The organism is Paraburkholderia sp. EG304, from assembly GCF_046543485.1.
GTDB lineage: Bacteria > Pseudomonadota > Gammaproteobacteria > Burkholderiales > Burkholderiaceae > Paraburkholderia > Paraburkholderia youngii.
Genome location: NZ_JBKGUA010000023.1, coordinates 94043 through 110471, shown reverse-complemented (window position 1 = coordinate 110471; position 16429 = coordinate 94043). Strand labels below are relative to the sequence as shown.

The window sequence follows — 16429 nt, the reverse complement described above, 5'->3', positions numbered from 1 at the left end:
CAGGAGATGGCATTGGTTCCACCTGAATAAAAGGCATTGAGCATCAAATCGACATCACAAACCGGCGCAGCGACTCATTGAAATGAAGTGCTGCTCGCCGGCGAGGGGTATTTCAACAGCCTGTTAGTGGAAGACATGATTCAAATTGGCGATCGAGACGAAGAGTGATGGAGCAATCCGGTCTCGAAGCATTTGACCGGATTGGCGGATTTCGACTTCCAAACCGCACTCGTTTGCCAAACTCATCAACTATCATGCTTAGAACGCTTAAGGCTTTTGTCGATGCTGTTGGCAAGACAAAAAAGGTCGTCGACTTGCGCCCTGACGATCCTGGAACCTTACGATTAACCGACTCATTCCAGTCGCCACGCTTTATCTATAGAGTGACGTTCGGCTAATACAGGATAAAACGCCGTCACTGAATGGAGGAGGCTATGACGTTCGACGCTTCATCCGCACGATGACCGGTTGAAGATCGGTCACTGGTGACATGATCAGTCTCTACACAATGCAGGCCTTGCACGGCCTGGTCTATGGGATGCTGCTCTTTCTGGTTGCGTCCGGACTGACTCTTATCTTCGGGTTGCTGCGGGTTTTAAATATCGCTCATGCGGCCTTCTATATGTTGGGCGCTTATCTCGCCTATGCGATCGTCGCGATCACAGAGAACTTTTGGCTTTCTCTGCTCATCGCTCCTATTGCGGTGGGATTACTCGGTGCGGCAGTTGAATACGGGCTATTGCGGCGCATCCGCGGGCATGGACACGAGCGCGAGTTGCTTTTGACTCTCGGTCTGTTTTACATGATCTCCGAAGCAACGCGGTGGATCTGGGGCAGCTATACGTTGGAGGTTCCAACGCCCTCGTTGCTGGCCGGATCGATTCCCCTGTTGGGCGGACGATATCCGACATATCGCCTGTTCATTCTCGCATTCTCAGGTCTGATTTGCGTGCTTCTGGGGATTGTCCTCAACCGGACGCGGCTTGGCATCGTCATTCTTTCCTGCGTTTCGGATCGGGAAATGGTGAGTGCGCTGGGTGTCAACACGGGTCTGGTGATGACCACGGTTTTTGGCCTGGGTTCTGCCCTCGCTGCTATCGCTGGAGTCGTTGCGGCTCCTTTCCTGCAGGTCGAACCATCGATGGGACAGGCAATTCTCGTCGATACTTTTGTCGTTGTCGTAATCGGCGGATTCGGATCGCTTTCTGGAGCGTTGATATCCTCCATTCTGATCGGTGAGATACAGTCATTCGGAATACTTTTCGTTCCACAGTTTGCACTCGTTTTTCAATTCCTTCTGATGGCGGCAGTGCTGATAGTCAGGCCACAAGGCCTATTGGGGAAGACGCGGTGATCCTGCTCGCCGGATGGATTTCAGCGCTCATCGCGCTCTACCTTCTACCTCTGATTCTGGACATCGCTTCGCTGCGACTTGTCATAGAGATACTTTACTTTGGCCTCTTTGCCGCCTCGTTCAATCTTCTGTTCGGGTATGGCGGAATGCTTTCTTTCGGTCATGCAGCCGCGTTCGGAATAGGTGGTTACGCAGCCGGTCTGACATGGAAATTCCTCGGTGCCGTGCCAGTTCCACTGACTTTGATTGGTTGCGCGCTCTCTGGCGCATCTTTGGGGATCGTCGTGGGAGTCTTTTGTGTTCGTTCTCGAGGCACGTCTTTTTCGATGCTCACGCTGGCCTTCAGTCAATTTCTCTTTGCAGTCGCACTGAAATGGCGGACCGTGACGAGGGGCGACGACGGCCTGAGCGTTCGTCCGCCGGATTTGCGCTTGCCAGGCGGGCTTCTGTTGCACATGAACGAGCCACGGCACTTTTACTGGCTTGAACTGACGGTGGTGATGCTGTGCATTGCTGCGATATGGCACATCACCCGCACCCCATTGGGAAACGCCTCAGTGACGGTGCGCGAAAACGACGAGCGGGCTGCATCGCTTGGCTACAATGTTTTCGCCACAAGGTTGATCGTGTTCTGTATTGCATCTTCTTTTGCAGCGGTCGCGGGTGGACTCTTTGCGAGCTTTCAAGAACTTGTGTCGCCTGAAGCACTGGATTTCAACACCAGTGCCGAGGTGGTGTTGATCGCGCTTCTCGGCGGTACCGGAACACTTGTCGGGCCTCTATTAGGTGCAGCAGCTTATATTCTGTTACAAAACTGGCTGTCGAGTATCAGCGAACACTGGCCGTTCGTGGTCGGTCTGCTGTTCGTCCTGCTAATACTGTTCATGCGTACCGGTTTGTCTGGCATCGTCGGGCCTGCGGGTCCAATCCAATACCTGATCGGAATGTGGCGTTCACCCACGCGAGAACAGCCATGAACCCCATGCTCGAACTCCGCGAAATTCATCACGATTTTTGCGGGTTTCGTGTGTTGGCGGGAATCGACCTGAAGATCTTTCCGGGTGAGCGGCACGCGATCATCGGACCGAATGGCGCAGGCAAGACGACGTTGTTCAATATCATCAGCGGGCGCTTGCATCCAAGGCAAGGGGGAATTTTCTATAAACAAAAGGACATCACGCGGATGTCTCCCTATCGTATCGCCCGCCTAGGTGTTGCTCGATCCTTCCAAAGTATCAACACCTTTCCGTGCCTGACTGTCTTCGAGTCCGTGCGAAGTGCTGTTTTATCCCGCCGCGGCAGCCGACTCGATTTCTGGCACGTCGTCGATCATCAGGAATCCGCAGCCCGGGAGGCAAATTATGTTCTCGGATTGCTGGAGCTACTCGAGCGACGCGACACGCCGGCATGCGCGCTTTCATACGGCGAACAGCGACAGCTGGAGATTGCGCTCACCATCGCGACGTCTCCTCAATTGATCCTGCTCGATGAACCGACCGCAGGTCTCGACGTCGACGAATCACAGAAGGTCGTCGAGTTGATTCGTCAGATAAGCAAGAACAAGACGCTCGTGATGATTGAGCATGACATGGACGTCGTTTTCGCAGTGGCCGACCGCATTAGCGTACTTCACTATGGTACGTTGCTCGCGTGCGGGACACCGGATGAAATACGCCATAGCAAGGATGTCCAGTCGGCGTATCTCGGATCGGACTCTCGCGCGGGAAGAAGATCATGATGAAAGCCACGGAGTTGCACGCCTACTATGAAAAATCGCACGTTCTTCAAGGTGCGTCTTTGATGGTCGACGATGGTGAGGTTGTTTGTCTTTTGGGCCGAAATGGTGTCGGCAAGTCGACGACACTGAAGTCCATGATGGGACTCGTCAAGCTGGCGTCAGGCTCAGTGGTCTTTAATGGCAAAAACATAACCAATTTTCCGGCTCACTCCATTGCGAGGCTGGGTTTTGGATATGTGCCCGAGGAGCGCCGTATCTTTCCGACTATCACCGTGAAGGAAAATCTTCTGATCGGAATGAAAGAGGCACCGCCGTCAGCCAGCGCCACGAACGGCAACCGCTGGACCTTGGACCGAGTCTATGAGTTCTTTCCGAGGCTGCGAGAGCGGAATGCCCAGCGAGCCGGTACCTTGTCCGGCGGCGAGCAGAAAATGCTCTGCACCGGTCGCGCGCTAATGGGCAACCCAAGCTTGCTATTGGTAGACGAGCCAACCGAGGGACTCGCTCCCGCAATCATCACGCAAGTCGAGAGAATACTCAGCGCGGCTCATCATGATGGCACGGCCATCCTGCTTGTCGATCAGACGATGGGGCTCGCGCTGTCGCTCGGAAGCCGCTTCTATGTGATGTCGAAGGGACGCATCGTGTTTGACGGCAGCTCGGTGGATTTGATTGCGGACGAGCAAGTCAGAAAGCGATATCTGGAGTTATGAAAATGCGCACTTAGGGTGCGTGACCGCTTCTTCAGAGAGGCTAATCATGAACGTTCGAACCGGTCGGCGCACGTTTGTCAAAGGCGTCGCTGCGGCTGGCGCCGTTGCTGTCGGACCATGGATTGTCGCGCGCCCTGCCTGGAGTCAGAGTAGTTCTATCAAGATTGGTGTAATTGAACCACTGTCGGGGCCGGTAGCCTATGTTGGAGGGGCTTTCGTCGCGGCCGCCAGATTCGGCGCTTACAAGCTCAATCGGACCGGCGGGGTGCTCGGACGGCAGGTGGAGATCGTACCCGCGGATAGTGAACTCAAACCCGACGTCGCAACTCGCCGCGCGAATGATCTGCTCTACCGTGAGAAGGTAGACGTTCTTGCGGTTGGGCCCGGATCGGCTGTTGCGAAGGCGGTTTCTCAGGTTGCCAACCTGAATCGAAAGCTATTCGTCACATACGCTTCTGAAGCCGCTGAACTTACGGGTGAAGAGTTCCTGGACACGACCTTTCGGTGCTGCCTGAATACCGATATGCACTCGAGAATACTCGCTTTCTACTTCACCAGAATGTCGAAGCACAAGCCCCAAAGATTCTATCTTCTGAACCAGGACTACAATTTCGGACACGCTTGCGCGGATGGCTTCAAAAAGGCATTCGACAAGATGAAGGCGCCCAATCAGAGCATTGTCGGGGATGAATACCACCCGCTCCAGAAGGTCCAGGATTTTGGTCCGTACGTCACCAAGATCATGGCTTCCGGTGCTGACGTCGTCATCACCGGGGACTGGGGCCAGGATCTGCGCCTGCTGCTCCAACAGGGGAAGTCCTTGGGCTGGAAGGTGAAGACGGGCGGATACTTTCTCAGCGATCCCACAGTATTGCAAGCGGTGAAGGACGCGGCGGTCGGTCATATCACCGCGAACGTTTATCACACAACGCTCGATACACCGGAAAACATAGCGGATATCCGGGAATGGCGCGATTACTATCCTGACGCCCCGATCAGTTACAAATATCCGGACCTCATCGTGGTAAGTGCGATTCTGTGGATCGGTGACGTGATAAAGCGAGCAGGCACGCTGGATACTGCCAGGTTGATTTCGACGTGGGAGGGAGCCAGATTTGCAGCAGTTTGGGGCGACGTGGAAATGCGAGCATGCGATCATCAGATGCAGACTCCCGCGTTTGTATCGGAGATACTCGAGCCGGAACAAATACCCGTCGAGATTCGCTACTACGGCAGTGCTTTCCCCTTCATTGGCAGACCGACCCGAATTCCGAAAGATGAACTGACGGTAATCCCAAAGGACACAGGCAATCCGCGCTGCGCTTGAATTGCCCAACCTTTGGCAGGACGACGCACGATTCGATGCCGACTTGCCGACCGCCTTGTCGCTTTTATTCGCTACGAAGAGCGTTTATATCTTCGTCCAGACGATTGCAGGCTTGGACATCGTTCATTTGCCGAGCAGGCGGACAGACGATTGTCTGGTGACGACGCGAAGAGTTACGCCGGTTCGCTTGCCCTCAGAAGTTCAATCGCCCATTCGACGAATACGCGCACCTTGGAGGCGAGATGCCGATTAGCCGGATAGGCAATGTGCACAGCGACGTCATCGCCGCGCCAATCGGGAAAGAGGCGCACGAGCGCGCCGGAGCGAAGGTGCGGGGTGACGAGGAACGCATAGGTGGTGAGTACGCCGAGCCCTGCAAGTCCAGCCGCTAGCGCGGCGCTCGAGTCGTTGACACTTAACCGATGACTGCCGTGAATCTCGAAGAGCTGTTTCTCCCGATGGACCCGCTACCCTTCGGAGCACGTCACGTTGACAGCTAGTTCGAGGAAAAAGCTGCGCCCAAGTGCGCCGCATCGCAAGATCGGGCGCGGCAAGGTCGGTGTCGGCGGCAAGAACAGCGAAAGGTAGGATGGCTCCTGGTGACCTCAACGAGACACCACACCGGACGATCGATTGTTAGCGCCGCGTCGGACCGCGCCTCGCCCGGTTGCGCGGGCGGCCTTCGGCCCCCGCAGGCGCCGCCGCAATCACCTCGCGCCGCAGCCATGCCCGAAACGCATCGATCGCGGCGAGTCTCTTGCTGTCGGCTCGCCACACGATGTAATTACCGTGTACGTCGACGATGCTGCGCCGCCACAGCCGTATCAGCCGGCCATCCGCCAGTTCCGCCTCGACCAGCGAGCGTCGCGCCAGCGCGATGCCGGCGCCGCCCACGGCCGCGTTCAGCATGCTGCTCACGTCATCGAATGAAGGGGCGTCGGCCGGTACTTCCAGTGCGAGGGCCACTGCCTGGAACCACGGCTCCCAAGGCTGAGTCGCCTGCACGAGCAACGTGCATTGCGCGAGGTCCGCGAGTCGGCGCGGCAGCCGGCCGTTGCGATAAGCAGGGCTTGCAACCGGGAAGACCTCTTCGTCCATCAGCTTCTCGCTGGCAAGGCCCGGCCAATGGCCAGGGCCGTAGCGCAACGCGACATCGATTCCATCGCGCTCGTCCAGGCGTGCAAGCTGCACGCTGGCGCGCACGTCGATCGTGATCCCTGGATGCTCGGCATGAAAGCGTGGCAGTCGCGGTGCGAGCCAGCGCGCGGCAAACGACGGCAACGCGCTGACCGTTAGCGTGGTGTTGCCCTTCGATGCGTTCGCGCGCCGAACCGCTCTTGCCGAAGACAGACCGAACGCGCGCTCGAGTACCTTGAGCCCTTGACGGACCTGCAACGCGAGTGCGAATGCCGCATGGGTTGGCTCCACACCCGTGCGGCCACGTGAAAACAGCGCGACGTCGAGCTGCGATTCGAGCGCCCGCACGTGCTGGCTGACAGCGCCTTGCGTGAGGGCGAGTTCGTCAGCCGCACGTGTAAAGCTACGCAGCCGTACGGCAGCTTCGAAAGCACGCAACGTCTGAAGGGGTGGGAGGCGGGCGGTCGTCATCAGGCATTAGTATCACTAATGCCGAAAGATCACAATATATCGTTTGAGCGCGGGTGGGCGTCTCTTTAGACTTTGTGCATGAATGCTTATCGACTCTATTTTTCGCCCGGTGCATGCTCGCTGGCCGCGCATATCGTGCTTGAAGAAACGGGGGCGCCGTTCGAGCTGATCTCAGTGCCCGTCGCTGAGGGAGCCAATCTGCAACCCGGCTATCTCGCGGTCAACCCGAAGGGCCGGGTGCCGGCGCTCGCTCTTCCCGGGGAACCACGCGTATTGACGGAACTCCCGGCAATCGTGACGTTTATCGCGCGGCGCCATTACCAAACCCTGGCCATGCTGCCAACAGCCCCCGTCGATGAAGCCCGCTGCCATGAGTGGTTCGCATGGCTCGCGGGCTGGGTGCACGGCGTCGGCTTCGGTGGCCTGTGGCGATCCGCACGCTTCGTCGCAGAGGTGTCGTTGCATGCCGCGGTGTCCGCACACGCTCGACAGACTATTGAGACCGCGTTTGCGCAGATCGAGAGCACGCTCACCGACGGATGTTCGTACGCGTTGCCATGCGGCTACACGATCGTCGATCCGTTTCTACTTGTTCTCTATCGGTGGGGCATGCGCATCGGCCTACCGATGCGTGACAGGTATCAGGCTTGGACTGCATCGGCGAGGCGCGTCGTTGAACGGCCGGCGGTACAGCGCGCGCTCCATAGTGAAGGCATTTCGCTCGAGATTTGACGTCCGCGCACGCGCCCGCTTTGGAACGCCTGCCTGCGCCCGCCCACAACGCTGCCCGAACGAAAGACCTCCGCGCAGTCTTATCGGCAGAACTGCAAGATGGCATCGGCGACCTCCCGCGGCGCTTCGCGCTGCGGAAAGTGGCCGACACCATCGAGAACCTTCCGTTCATATCGCCCAAGGAAGAAGGACTCCCGTCCGCTCGAACTATCGGGATGATTGCAGGTGTCCGCACCGCCGTGCAGCACCAGCGTTGCAACCGATAGCGCCGGTGCCGGATTCAGACGCGCTTCATCGTCGGCATAGGCGGGGTCTCCGTCGACAAAGCCCCAACGATGTCGGTAGGAATGGAGCACGATGTCGGCCCAGTCGTCGCCCACGAATGACTGCGCCGCTTCGTCGAAGTCGGCCGGCTTGTACCAGCCGGCCGGCGCCCAGCTATCCCACATCTGCCGGGCGAAGGCCTCACGTTCGTCCCGTACCACGCGTGCGCCTCGCGGTGTAGCCATAAACCAGTGATACCAATAATTGCGTACCTGCTGCAGGGTCAGTATCTGGTCCGGAGCATTGGTGCCGTATCCCACCGATAGCATCACCAGATGTGAAGCCACGCGATCTCGCAGACCGCACGCATTGGCGACCGCGCGTGCGCCCCAATCATGTCCGACCAGGACCGGCCGCTCGACTTCCATCACGTCGACGAAATCCAGAAGATCGCGCCCCAGCGCGGACAACTGGCCGCTGCGATGCGTGGTCGTATCGAGAAACCGGGTGGGCGCGAAGCCGCGCAGAGCAGGCGCGAGCACGCGGTAACCCGAATCGGCCAGAATACGCGCGACGCTCTTCCAGCACTGCGGGCTGTCCGGCCAGCCATGCAGCAGCACCGCAGTTTGCGCTCCCTGCGGGTTCCATTCGAGATAGGCAATGTCGAGCCGCTGGGTAGCGGCGTGGCGGTAGGTGTTCATGGTTTTCCTCGTGCAATCGGGGTAGTGCCACGATAGCTCGACGTCTCATTGCGATTGGTGAATAATCACGACTCATTGGTGATTATTCGCGTTGAATCATTCGATGGACATTCTGCCCACCGCCGACGGTGTTCCGCTCGATACCGTATTGCTCCGCACTTTTCTCGAAGTCGTGGACAGCGGCAGCTTTGCCACGGCCGCCGAGCGTCTGGCGCTGACGCCTTCGGCCGTGAGCGGCCATATCAAGCGCCTGGAACAAATGGTCGGCGTTGATCTGCTGACACGCACGACTCGCCACCTGGCGTTGACGCAGGGCGGCGACACCTTGTATGCGTACGGCCGCAACATTCTCGATCTGGAACGCGAGGCCCGCGCGAAACTGCGCGGCGCGCCGCTGCGTGGGTTACTGCGGGTCGGTGCATCGGAAGATTTTGCCGGCACCTGGCTGCCCCAGGTGCTACAGCGTTTTCGTCAGCGACATCCCGAGGCGACGATCGACCTCAAAGTCGGCATCACAGCCGATCTGTTGCGCCAGCAGGAGCGCGGTCGTCTCGAACTCGTGTTCGGCAAGCAATGCAGCCGTATCGCAAAAGGCGGTGAACTGCTGTGGGAAGAGCCGCTAGTCTGGGCCTACGCGCAACATGAACCTCTGGATCTCGACCAGCCGCTGCCGCTGGCCGTTTTTCCCGATCCCTGCATCTATCGAGAGTCGGCGATCACGGCACTCAACAAGGCGGGGCGCGCATGGCGCCTCGTGTTCGAGAGCAGCAGCATGGCGGGCTGCCTGTCGGCGGCGAGTTCGGGTTTTGCTGTTACCGTCATCGCCGATAGTCAGCGAGCCGAAGGCTTGCGCCTGCTGGGTCGCAAAGAAGGATTGCCCGCGTTGCCGGTTGTACGTTTCTACGCGTTCCATCGCTCCGACTCGCCCGCCTGCGCGGATTTGATAGCTGCCGCACGTCGGGCAGGCCAGCAAGGTCGCTTCAGTCCACGCGCACTTCGCGGGTGACCGGTCTGTCATTTGCATGGGATGGCGCCGGCGCAGACGGCGCAGCGGTATCGAGCGCAATGCAGCGAGATACCCGACGCCCCATGAGAAGGTTTCATCCGCGCACGCTCCGCCTTGAACACGTGGGTCCGTTGCCGTTACGCTATTTGCTGCTTTGGCCCGAGACAGGTGCTCCATGCGCGCCAACCATTCTTTGCCTACGCAAACTGGCATGCCCGTGTTCCAGACGACGGGCCATTTCTGCTCATTCGGCAACGACGCAATTGGATTGCGCTGGACGCACGAGAACGAACGTCTCGCGGGTTTCTCGCTGATCGATTGCGAGCGAAAACGCACGCTGCTGATCGCCACGCCGTTCACGCTCGCGCTCGCTGACGGAACCACCGTGGGCCTGGACGAGGTGAAGGTCGTGGCACCGGCGAGCGACGCTGCGCTCGAACCCAACCCACACGCGTCCCGCCTGGGCGAACGAATCGCAGGGCGGCGCGCAAGCGTCTCCCTGATCGATATTCATGGACGCCTAAAGCTGCAATGGAGCGTCGAGCAACGCGAAGGATCACGATATCTGCGCGTCCAACTGGCAATTACGGCGCTTCTTCAGGATGAAGCGATCACTGCCGTGTCATTGCTGCAGACGCGTGCCCCTGGCGCCAAGGCCAGTCCTGAGCGCAAGGGCACGCCAGCCACTACGGGCAACTTCTATCTGGGCTTCGAGCATCCGTTGGCGACCAGTCAGGTAGATGGCGACACTCTGAGCTTTACGCTGCATCGCGCGTTGCCGCTACAGAAAAACAGGACGTTGGTCTACGCCGCAGTGGCAGGTGTAGCCAGTGACGGCCAGCTTCGGCGCGATTTCGGCATCTATCTGGAGCGGGAACGTGCTCGCCCGTATCGTCCGTTTCTGCACTACAACAGCTGGGGCGACATCGGCTACCTGACGCCGTATACGCAGAAACAGGCGCTCGAACGCATCGAGACGATCGGCCACGAGTTGCATACAGCGCGCGGGGTGCAAATCGATTCTTTTCTGTTCGACGATGGCTGGGACGATCTTGGCGGCGGCTGGCAATTCAGCAATGCCTTTCCAGATGGCTTCGTTCCGCTGCGCGACGCTGCCGCGCGATTCGGCGCCGCTCCCGGCATATGGCTTTCGCCGTGGGGCGGCTACGGTACGCCGAAACAGGAACGCGTAGCGCGAGGACGTGCCGCTGGTTATGAGGTCATCGACAACGGTCTCGCGTTGTCCGGTCCGACGTATTACCGGCGCTTTCATGAAGTCGTGATGGACTTGCTCGACAAGGGCGGCATCAATCAATTCAAGTTCGACGGCACAGGCAATGCCGACACGGTGTTTCCTGGCAGCCTGTTCGATAGCGATTGGGACGCTGCAATTCAACTGATCGAGGACATCCGCGCGGCCAAGCCCGACACCTTCATCAATCTCACTACAGGTACGCATCCGTCGCCGTTCTGGCTGCGCCATGTCGATTCCATCTGGCGCGGCGGCAGCGACGATGGCCTTGCGGGCAGCGGCACGAACCGCGAGCGCTGGATCACCTACCGCGACACGCAGACGTATCACAACGTCGTGGAGCGCAGTCCGCTCTTTCCGCTCAATTCGCTGATGCTGCACGGCATCCTGTACGCGCAGTGCAATCCACGCCTCAATACCTCGACGGGAGACGCATTTTCCAACGAGGTGTGGTCGTACTTCGGGACCGGCACGCAATTGCAGGAGCTCTACATCACGCCGGCGCTGCTGGGCGAGCACGACTGGGATGTGCTTGCGCGCGCCGCGAAATGGGCGCGCGAAAACCGCGACATCCTGCGCGACAGTCATTGGATTGGCGGCGCGCCGGACGAACAGGCGGCTTACGGTTGGGCAGCGTGGGCGCCGCACAAGGCTATCATGACGCTGCGCAATCCTCACAGTCGCAAGCAACGCTTCACGCTCGACCTGCGGCGCCAACTCGAGTTGCCAGATGGGGCGGCGGGACGATTCGAGGCGCGCAGCGTGCGGCGTGCAACGGCTTCCGGCATTACCGCTCAACTTGACGCTGATCTGCCGCAAGCCGTGCAACTCGCGCCGTTCGAAGTGCTCACGCTCGAACTGCTGCCGGTTGCCGCCGCGAAACGGTGAAGGGGAAAGGGCGTGCGCGCTAGTACAAGCGATCGGCGAGTGGAATCGGCTTCGCGTCGATCTGATGGAGGTCGAAGACCAGCACCTCGTTGTTACCTTGCACGAGCCACGGCGCCGGGCAATACAAGCGCCTTTGCGGGCCGATGTTCCAGTAGCGTCCCAGGTTGTGACCATTGACCCAGACGAGACCCTTGGTCCAATTGCTCATGTCGAGCCACGTGTCGCCGACTTCAGTCAGCAGCACATTCGCCTTGAAAAAGAGACCGGGTTTGCTCGGGTTCGTGCACGCTTCGTTGAGGTTAGCGATGAACGTGTCATCCATCGGCAACAGGTGGACGTCCCATTCCTCGATCAACGAGACTGAGCCGTCTACGTGTTGCATCGTGACCGGTTCGAGCAGACCTTTGCGGTCGACGAGCGCGGGTCCGAAGTTGACGCGCCCCATGGCCTCGACGAGCATCTCCAGCGGTACGGGACCGTCCGGGATCGCCTCTTGATTTTGCCGCACCGAAGGCAGCGCAAGCGGCGCGCGGTGCATCATGTGAAGCGACCGCGCGTACCTGCGCGGCAGTTGCGCTCTCGATACGCCGCCCGCGTACTGTTCTCCAACGAAAACGGTTGCATAGTCGTGGACGCCGCTGATATCAAGCACGCCGCTCGCGTGCTTCGGCAAAAGCTTGCGATACAGCACGAAGCCAAACGCCTGACCGTAATGTTCAAACGACTGCGGATCGAGGCCTTGCTCGCGCGGCAGTGCCGCGGGCAGGTTATCCCAGATCGACGCATAGAGCGTCGGCATCAAGACCCCAACGCTTGCGCAGTCAAGCGTGGCGATGGCGTCGGGTATGGCTGGCAACGGTTCCGGCAGATAGCTGGAGATCAGGTCTCGATACTTGAAGTACTTCGGCGTCGCCATGCCTTGCTCGTTGATCGGCGCGCAGTAGTCGTAGCTCGTGATGTCGGGCTGATAGTTGCCTGCATCGTCCACGTTAGCGCCGGCAAAAAAGCCGAAGCTCGTGCCGCCGTGAATCACATACAGGTTGAACGACAGTCGCGCCTGCATGAACGTGGCCAGGATGCTGGACAGGTCGTAGTCCACGCCCGCGAAGCCCGCTTCGCCCCAATGGGTAAGCCACCCCGGATACACCTCGCCGGCCATCGCGGGCACCAAGGGGAACTTGCGGCGCAACGTTGCGATTTGCGCTGCATTGCCGTTGCTCAGCGCGATCGCGCCGCCGGTCACCGTGGTGTGATTGCGTTCCAGTTGCGCGAGACCGTCTTCGGTGTAGAACGGCCCGGTTATGCCTCCTTTGAGCCAAAGCTGCCTGAGCTCCTCGAGGTAAGCCGGATTACTCGCATACGAACCGAATTCGTTTTCGATCTGGATCATCAGGATCGGACCGCCGTGCTCGCACATCAATGGCTTGATACGCGGAACCAGTTCGTCGATATAGCGAGCCACCGCCGCCATGTAGCGAGGATCGGTGGCCGAGTCGGTCCGCAACTGGATGTCCGGATCGCGCAACAGCCACGAAGGGAGGCCGCCCAGGTCCCACTCTGCGCAAACGTAAGGCCCGGGACGCAACAGCACCCACATCTGCTCGGATTGGCATAGGCGGATGAAGGCCTCGATATCGCGGTTACCGCTATGGAAGTCGAACACGCCGCTGTGCGTCTCGTGGTAATTCCACATGATGTACAACGCGATGCAGTTCATCCCCATCGCCCTTGCCATGCGGATCCGGTGTCGCCAGTATTCGCGTGGGATACGGGCTGGATGCATCTCGCCGCTGCGAATCTGGAACGGCAGGCCGTCGAGCAGGAAGTGTTCGCCGTCGGGGCTAAACGAGAAGGTGTGGCCACGTTCGAGTTTCACGATGGACGTTATCAAGTTGGCGAATGTAGGCTAACTGTATTCGATAGAATGAATACACGCGACGGCATTTCGGCATTCCGGGCGAATGCGATGCGCCGCGCAACGCTGTAGCGGTAATTCTGTAGGCCTGACCGCAAATGAGTACGGGCAAGATTTTGTCCGGCATCGCGATGGCCGCGCTGTCCACCGCATGCGCCGCTGCGGGGGCGTCCGGTGCGTGTGTGCCGTCGTTCTCCGAGGTCGCCGTCAAGGATGGACTCGCAGTGCGGACCCGCTGCGCTGTCTCCGCGCCCGCGCTCTTACGCGTCACCGAACGCCTGAACCGCGCGGTGAAGCACGACGGGCTTTCCGCCGAGCAACGTGCCGCGCTGGCGAGCGCGGCCAACACGATGCTGCACGCGATCTTCTCGCAGACTGATCACGACGAAGCCACCAACGAAGCCGCGCTCGCCAACTTCGAACCGATCCTCGAAACCCTCGCATCGCAGATCAGGACGCGCTCCGACATCGACCTCGCAGCCGAGGCTTCGGAATGGAACGCACGTTATGAAGAGCTGCTGCGCAGGTTATCGATTACGCACAGCACGGCCCCCACCGAATTGCAGGCCGCCGCCGCCGTGAGGCGCCTCGATCTGGATCACGCATCTGCGTTGCTCACGCGGCTCCTGGCAGATGCAGCCGGTAACGTACAGCTAAGCGCCGCGCGCAACTACGAAGCGGCGAACATCGAACTGCTTCGCTTCATGCCATGGAACGCGCTGCCGTACCTGGAGCATGCCCATACGCTGCAACCCGACGATACGAACATTGCCGCGGCATTCGCCGACACGCTGCTCGCGCAGCACGAGCCCGAGCGTGCCGAGCCGGTGTATCGGGCGCTGCTGGTTCAGTATCGGACGCTTGCGCAACAGAGGCCTACCGCATGGCAGCCGTCCGTCGCGCGCACGCTCGGCAAGCTCGGGAGTCTGTATGTGATGCTGCGGCAGCAGAAGGAAGCCGAAGCCGCATGGCTGCACGCGCTCGAAGTCTACTGGGCGCTCGCGCGCGTGGACCCTTCGGCCTACGGTCCCGCAGTGACTAACACCTTCGATAGCCTCGCAACGTTGTACCGCGACACGCAGCGTCTGCAGGATGCGGCCGACGCGTGGCGCGAAGCTCTGGCCCTCGACCGTGCGCTGGCCCGGCAGGACCCGGCAAAGTACCGGCCCGCGGTCGCGATGACGCTCAACGACCTCGGTATCCTCTACAGTGCGACCCAGCGCACCCATGACGCGGAACTCGCCTACCTCGAAGCGCTCAGCATCCAGCGCGCACTCGAACATGACAATCCCGCCGCGTGGCGTCCGGCGCTTGCGCGCACGCTGAATAACCTCGGGAACTTCTACAGCGCAAGCGGGCGGCTGCCGGAAGCGGAGCACGCTTACCGGCAAGCTCTGAAGATCCGTCAACAGCTCGCCCGGGAAAATCCCGCGATTTACGAGCCAGACCTCGCGCATACACTGGGCAATCTGGGCGTGCTGTACCGCCTCGAACGGCAGCCGGCCAAGGCGCTGCAGACCTACCAGGACGCGCTGCGGATCGTCCACGCGCTGTCGCGCGATGCGCCCGTCGCGTACCAGCCTGACGAGGCACGGATACTGAACAATCTGGGCGTGCTCTACAGCCGCACGGGCAGGCCGCGCGAAGCGGAAGACGTATGGCGCCGGGCGCTGGATCTGTACCGCAAGCTCGCCCACGACGATCCGTTGACCTGGCGGCAGGATGAAGCACGCACGTTGCGAAATTTGGGCAGCCTGCTCAGCCACACGCAACGTTCGGCGGAAGGCGACGCATTGGAACGCGAGGCCGACGAGCTCATCGATTCAACGCGGGCGCCATAGATCCGAGGCAAGCGACAGCGCCGCCACAGAGTCAGAGCAGTGGGGGAAACCGTCGCCTGTCGGCGCTCAGCCGAATACGCCCCGGATCACGTCTTTCTCGAACTCGACTGTCCACGCCGTGCCGTGTCCGGTCTGGTACTCCCGTTCCCGCAGTGACGACGTGCGAACGACGGTGACACTGCCCCTCAGCGGGTAGACCTCGTCGACGATATCGGTCGCTCCGGTCTCCTGAAGCACAAAGTCGGATTCGGCGAGATGGTGCCGACGCAGGACGGCGAGAAAATCAGCCCTTTCGTCGGGTGCGATCACTGACATTGGGCGCCTCCTTTGGGCTGAGTCTCGCCGAAAAACGCGTGATCGATCGAGACATAGCCGGCCCCTTATAAGGTACAAACCGTGCTTTCATTCTAGGCCTTTGCGCCGCTTGTCACGCGAAGTTGCGGCGCCGCTCACCGATGCACGCTGCACTTGCGTCGACCTGATCCGCCGCTCATTTCCGCGCATTCAGCCGGCGTGCGGATTGCCGGTGCGTGAACTATTCTGAAAAGATCGCAAGTGTTCATTCCTTTTCAGATCTTCGACAGGAGGTGTGCCATGGCGATGTCGCCAACCTTGCAGGAGTGCCTGCGCAGCAAGGGTTCCCGCTACGAAGTCGTGCGTCATCCGTACAGCCACTCGAGTGTCGAAACGGCTGCCGCGGCGCACATTCCGGGTGACCGCCTTGCCAAGACCGTGCTGCTCGAAGACGAACACGGCTATGTGGCCGCCGTGCTGCCATCGACTTACGCCGTGCAGCTCTCCGAGTTCTGGAGCAAGACCGGGCGCCGGCTTGCTCTCGCCACGGAAGTCGAACTGCGTGAATTGTTCAAGGACTGCGATGCCGGAGCGGTGCCGCCGATTTGTATGGCGTATGGCATGAAAACCTACCTGGAATCGAGCCTGGCAGGTCAGCCGGACGTCTACTTCGAGGCGGGCGATCACGAAGAACTGATCCATATGGAAGCGGATCAGTTTCTCGCGCTGATGGGCGATGCGGAGCGCGCGCATTTCGCACGGCGGATGCGAGGGCTGGGCAGCGGCCGGGCCTGAG

At 60.1% G+C, this 16429-nt stretch carries 15 protein-coding genes; 10 read left to right on the top strand and 5 right to left on the bottom strand.

Features of this window, described 5'->3' with window-relative positions; all coding sequences use genetic code 11:
- Positions 1 to 490: 490 nt before the first annotated feature.
- The 5 genes from ACLFKU_RS25535 to ACLFKU_RS25515 are packed head-to-tail and all read left to right on the top strand — an operon-like array spanning position 491 to position 5132.
- Positions 491 to 1354: a branched-chain amino acid ABC transporter permease gene (locus tag ACLFKU_RS25535; protein WP_368581328.1), complete on the top strand. Its 864-nt coding sequence runs from the start codon at positions 491 to 493 to the stop codon at positions 1352 to 1354.
- Positions 1351 to 2331 carry a branched-chain amino acid ABC transporter permease gene (locus tag ACLFKU_RS25530; RefSeq protein ID WP_410850918.1) on the top strand — a complete coding sequence of 327 codons (981 nt, stop codon included), beginning with the start codon at positions 1351 to 1353 and terminating at the stop codon, positions 2329 to 2331. The genes ACLFKU_RS25535 and ACLFKU_RS25530 overlap by 4 nt, the downstream gene beginning before the upstream one ends.
- Complete coding sequence (locus tag ACLFKU_RS25525) at positions 2328 to 3092, top strand: ABC transporter ATP-binding protein (protein WP_410850917.1); 765 nt, start codon at positions 2328 to 2330, stop codon at positions 3090 to 3092. The genes ACLFKU_RS25530 and ACLFKU_RS25525 overlap by 4 nt, the downstream gene beginning before the upstream one ends.
- Positions 3089 to 3805 (top strand): ABC transporter ATP-binding protein, encoded by a 717-nt coding sequence (locus ACLFKU_RS25520; protein WP_368581331.1) that lies wholly within the window; start codon positions 3089 to 3091, stop codon positions 3803 to 3805. The genes ACLFKU_RS25525 and ACLFKU_RS25520 overlap by 4 nt, the downstream gene beginning before the upstream one ends.
- Positions 3806 to 3851: 46 nt before the next feature.
- A complete protein-coding gene (locus ACLFKU_RS25515; protein WP_410850916.1) occupies positions 3852 to 5132 on the top strand; it encodes an ABC transporter substrate-binding protein in 1281 nt (426 codons plus the stop codon).
- Between the two features lie 173 nt (positions 5133 to 5305).
- Here the strand turns inward: ACLFKU_RS25515 and ACLFKU_RS25510 are convergent, their stop codons facing one another.
- Both ACLFKU_RS25510 and ACLFKU_RS25505 read right to left on the bottom strand, forming a co-directional pair.
- A complete protein-coding gene (locus ACLFKU_RS25510; RefSeq protein WP_368581675.1) occupies positions 5306 to 5569 on the bottom strand; it encodes a LysR substrate-binding domain-containing protein in 264 nt (87 codons plus the stop codon).
- A gap of 199 nt (positions 5570 to 5768) precedes the next feature.
- Positions 5769 to 6740 carry a LysR substrate-binding domain-containing protein gene (locus tag ACLFKU_RS25505; RefSeq protein WP_368581333.1) on the bottom strand — a complete coding sequence of 324 codons (972 nt, stop codon included), beginning with the start codon at positions 6738 to 6740 and terminating at the stop codon, positions 5769 to 5771.
- Positions 6741 to 6818: 78 nt separating this feature from the next.
- On the opposite strand from ACLFKU_RS25505, the gene ACLFKU_RS25500 reads away from it, so the two are divergent.
- On the top strand, positions 6819 to 7472 hold the full coding sequence (locus tag ACLFKU_RS25500) for a glutathione S-transferase family protein (RefSeq protein ID WP_410850915.1): 654 nt from the start codon (positions 6819 to 6821) through the stop codon (positions 7470 to 7472).
- 80 nt (positions 7473 to 7552) lie between these two features.
- On the opposite strand, the gene ACLFKU_RS25495 is transcribed toward ACLFKU_RS25500, so the two are convergent.
- The gene (locus ACLFKU_RS25495) at positions 7553 to 8437 is read right to left on the bottom strand and encodes an alpha/beta fold hydrolase (protein ID WP_410850914.1); all 885 of its coding nucleotides are present in this window, start codon (positions 8435 to 8437) and stop codon (positions 7553 to 7555) included.
- Between the two features lie 103 nt (positions 8438 to 8540).
- Here ACLFKU_RS25495 and ACLFKU_RS25490 point away from each other — a divergent pair, with 103 nt between their 5' ends.
- Together ACLFKU_RS25490 and ACLFKU_RS25485 are read left to right on the top strand one after the other, a co-directional pair.
- Positions 8541 to 9443 carry a LysR substrate-binding domain-containing protein gene (locus tag ACLFKU_RS25490; RefSeq protein WP_410850913.1) on the top strand — a complete coding sequence of 301 codons (903 nt, stop codon included), beginning with the start codon at positions 8541 to 8543 and terminating at the stop codon, positions 9441 to 9443.
- 211 nt (positions 9444 to 9654) lie between these two features.
- Positions 9655 to 11583, top strand: a complete 1929-nt coding sequence (locus ACLFKU_RS25485; RefSeq protein ID WP_410850912.1) for an enterotoxin — start codon at positions 9655 to 9657, stop codon at positions 11581 to 11583.
- 19 nt (positions 11584 to 11602) lie between these two features.
- Here the strand turns inward: ACLFKU_RS25485 and ACLFKU_RS25480 are convergent, their stop codons facing one another.
- Positions 11603 to 13474: a beta-galactosidase gene (locus ACLFKU_RS25480; protein ID WP_410850911.1), complete on the bottom strand. Its 1872-nt coding sequence runs from the start codon at positions 13472 to 13474 to the stop codon at positions 11603 to 11605.
- Between the two features lie 122 nt (positions 13475 to 13596).
- Between ACLFKU_RS25480 and ACLFKU_RS25475 the strand changes: the two genes are divergently transcribed.
- Positions 13597 to 15339: a tetratricopeptide repeat protein gene (locus ACLFKU_RS25475; RefSeq protein ID WP_410850910.1), complete on the top strand. Its 1743-nt coding sequence runs from the start codon at positions 13597 to 13599 to the stop codon at positions 15337 to 15339.
- A gap of 66 nt (positions 15340 to 15405) precedes the next feature.
- Here the strand turns inward: ACLFKU_RS25475 and ACLFKU_RS25470 are convergent, their stop codons facing one another.
- A complete protein-coding gene (locus tag ACLFKU_RS25470; protein ID WP_018436237.1) occupies positions 15406 to 15654 on the bottom strand; it encodes a hypothetical protein in 249 nt (82 codons plus the stop codon).
- 279 nt (positions 15655 to 15933) lie between these two features.
- Here ACLFKU_RS25470 and ACLFKU_RS25465 point away from each other — a divergent pair, with 279 nt between their 5' ends.
- Positions 15934 to 16428: an aminoacyl-tRNA deacylase gene (locus tag ACLFKU_RS25465; protein ID WP_368581338.1), complete on the top strand. Its 495-nt coding sequence runs from the start codon at positions 15934 to 15936 to the stop codon at positions 16426 to 16428.
- Position 16429 lies beyond the last annotated feature (1 nt).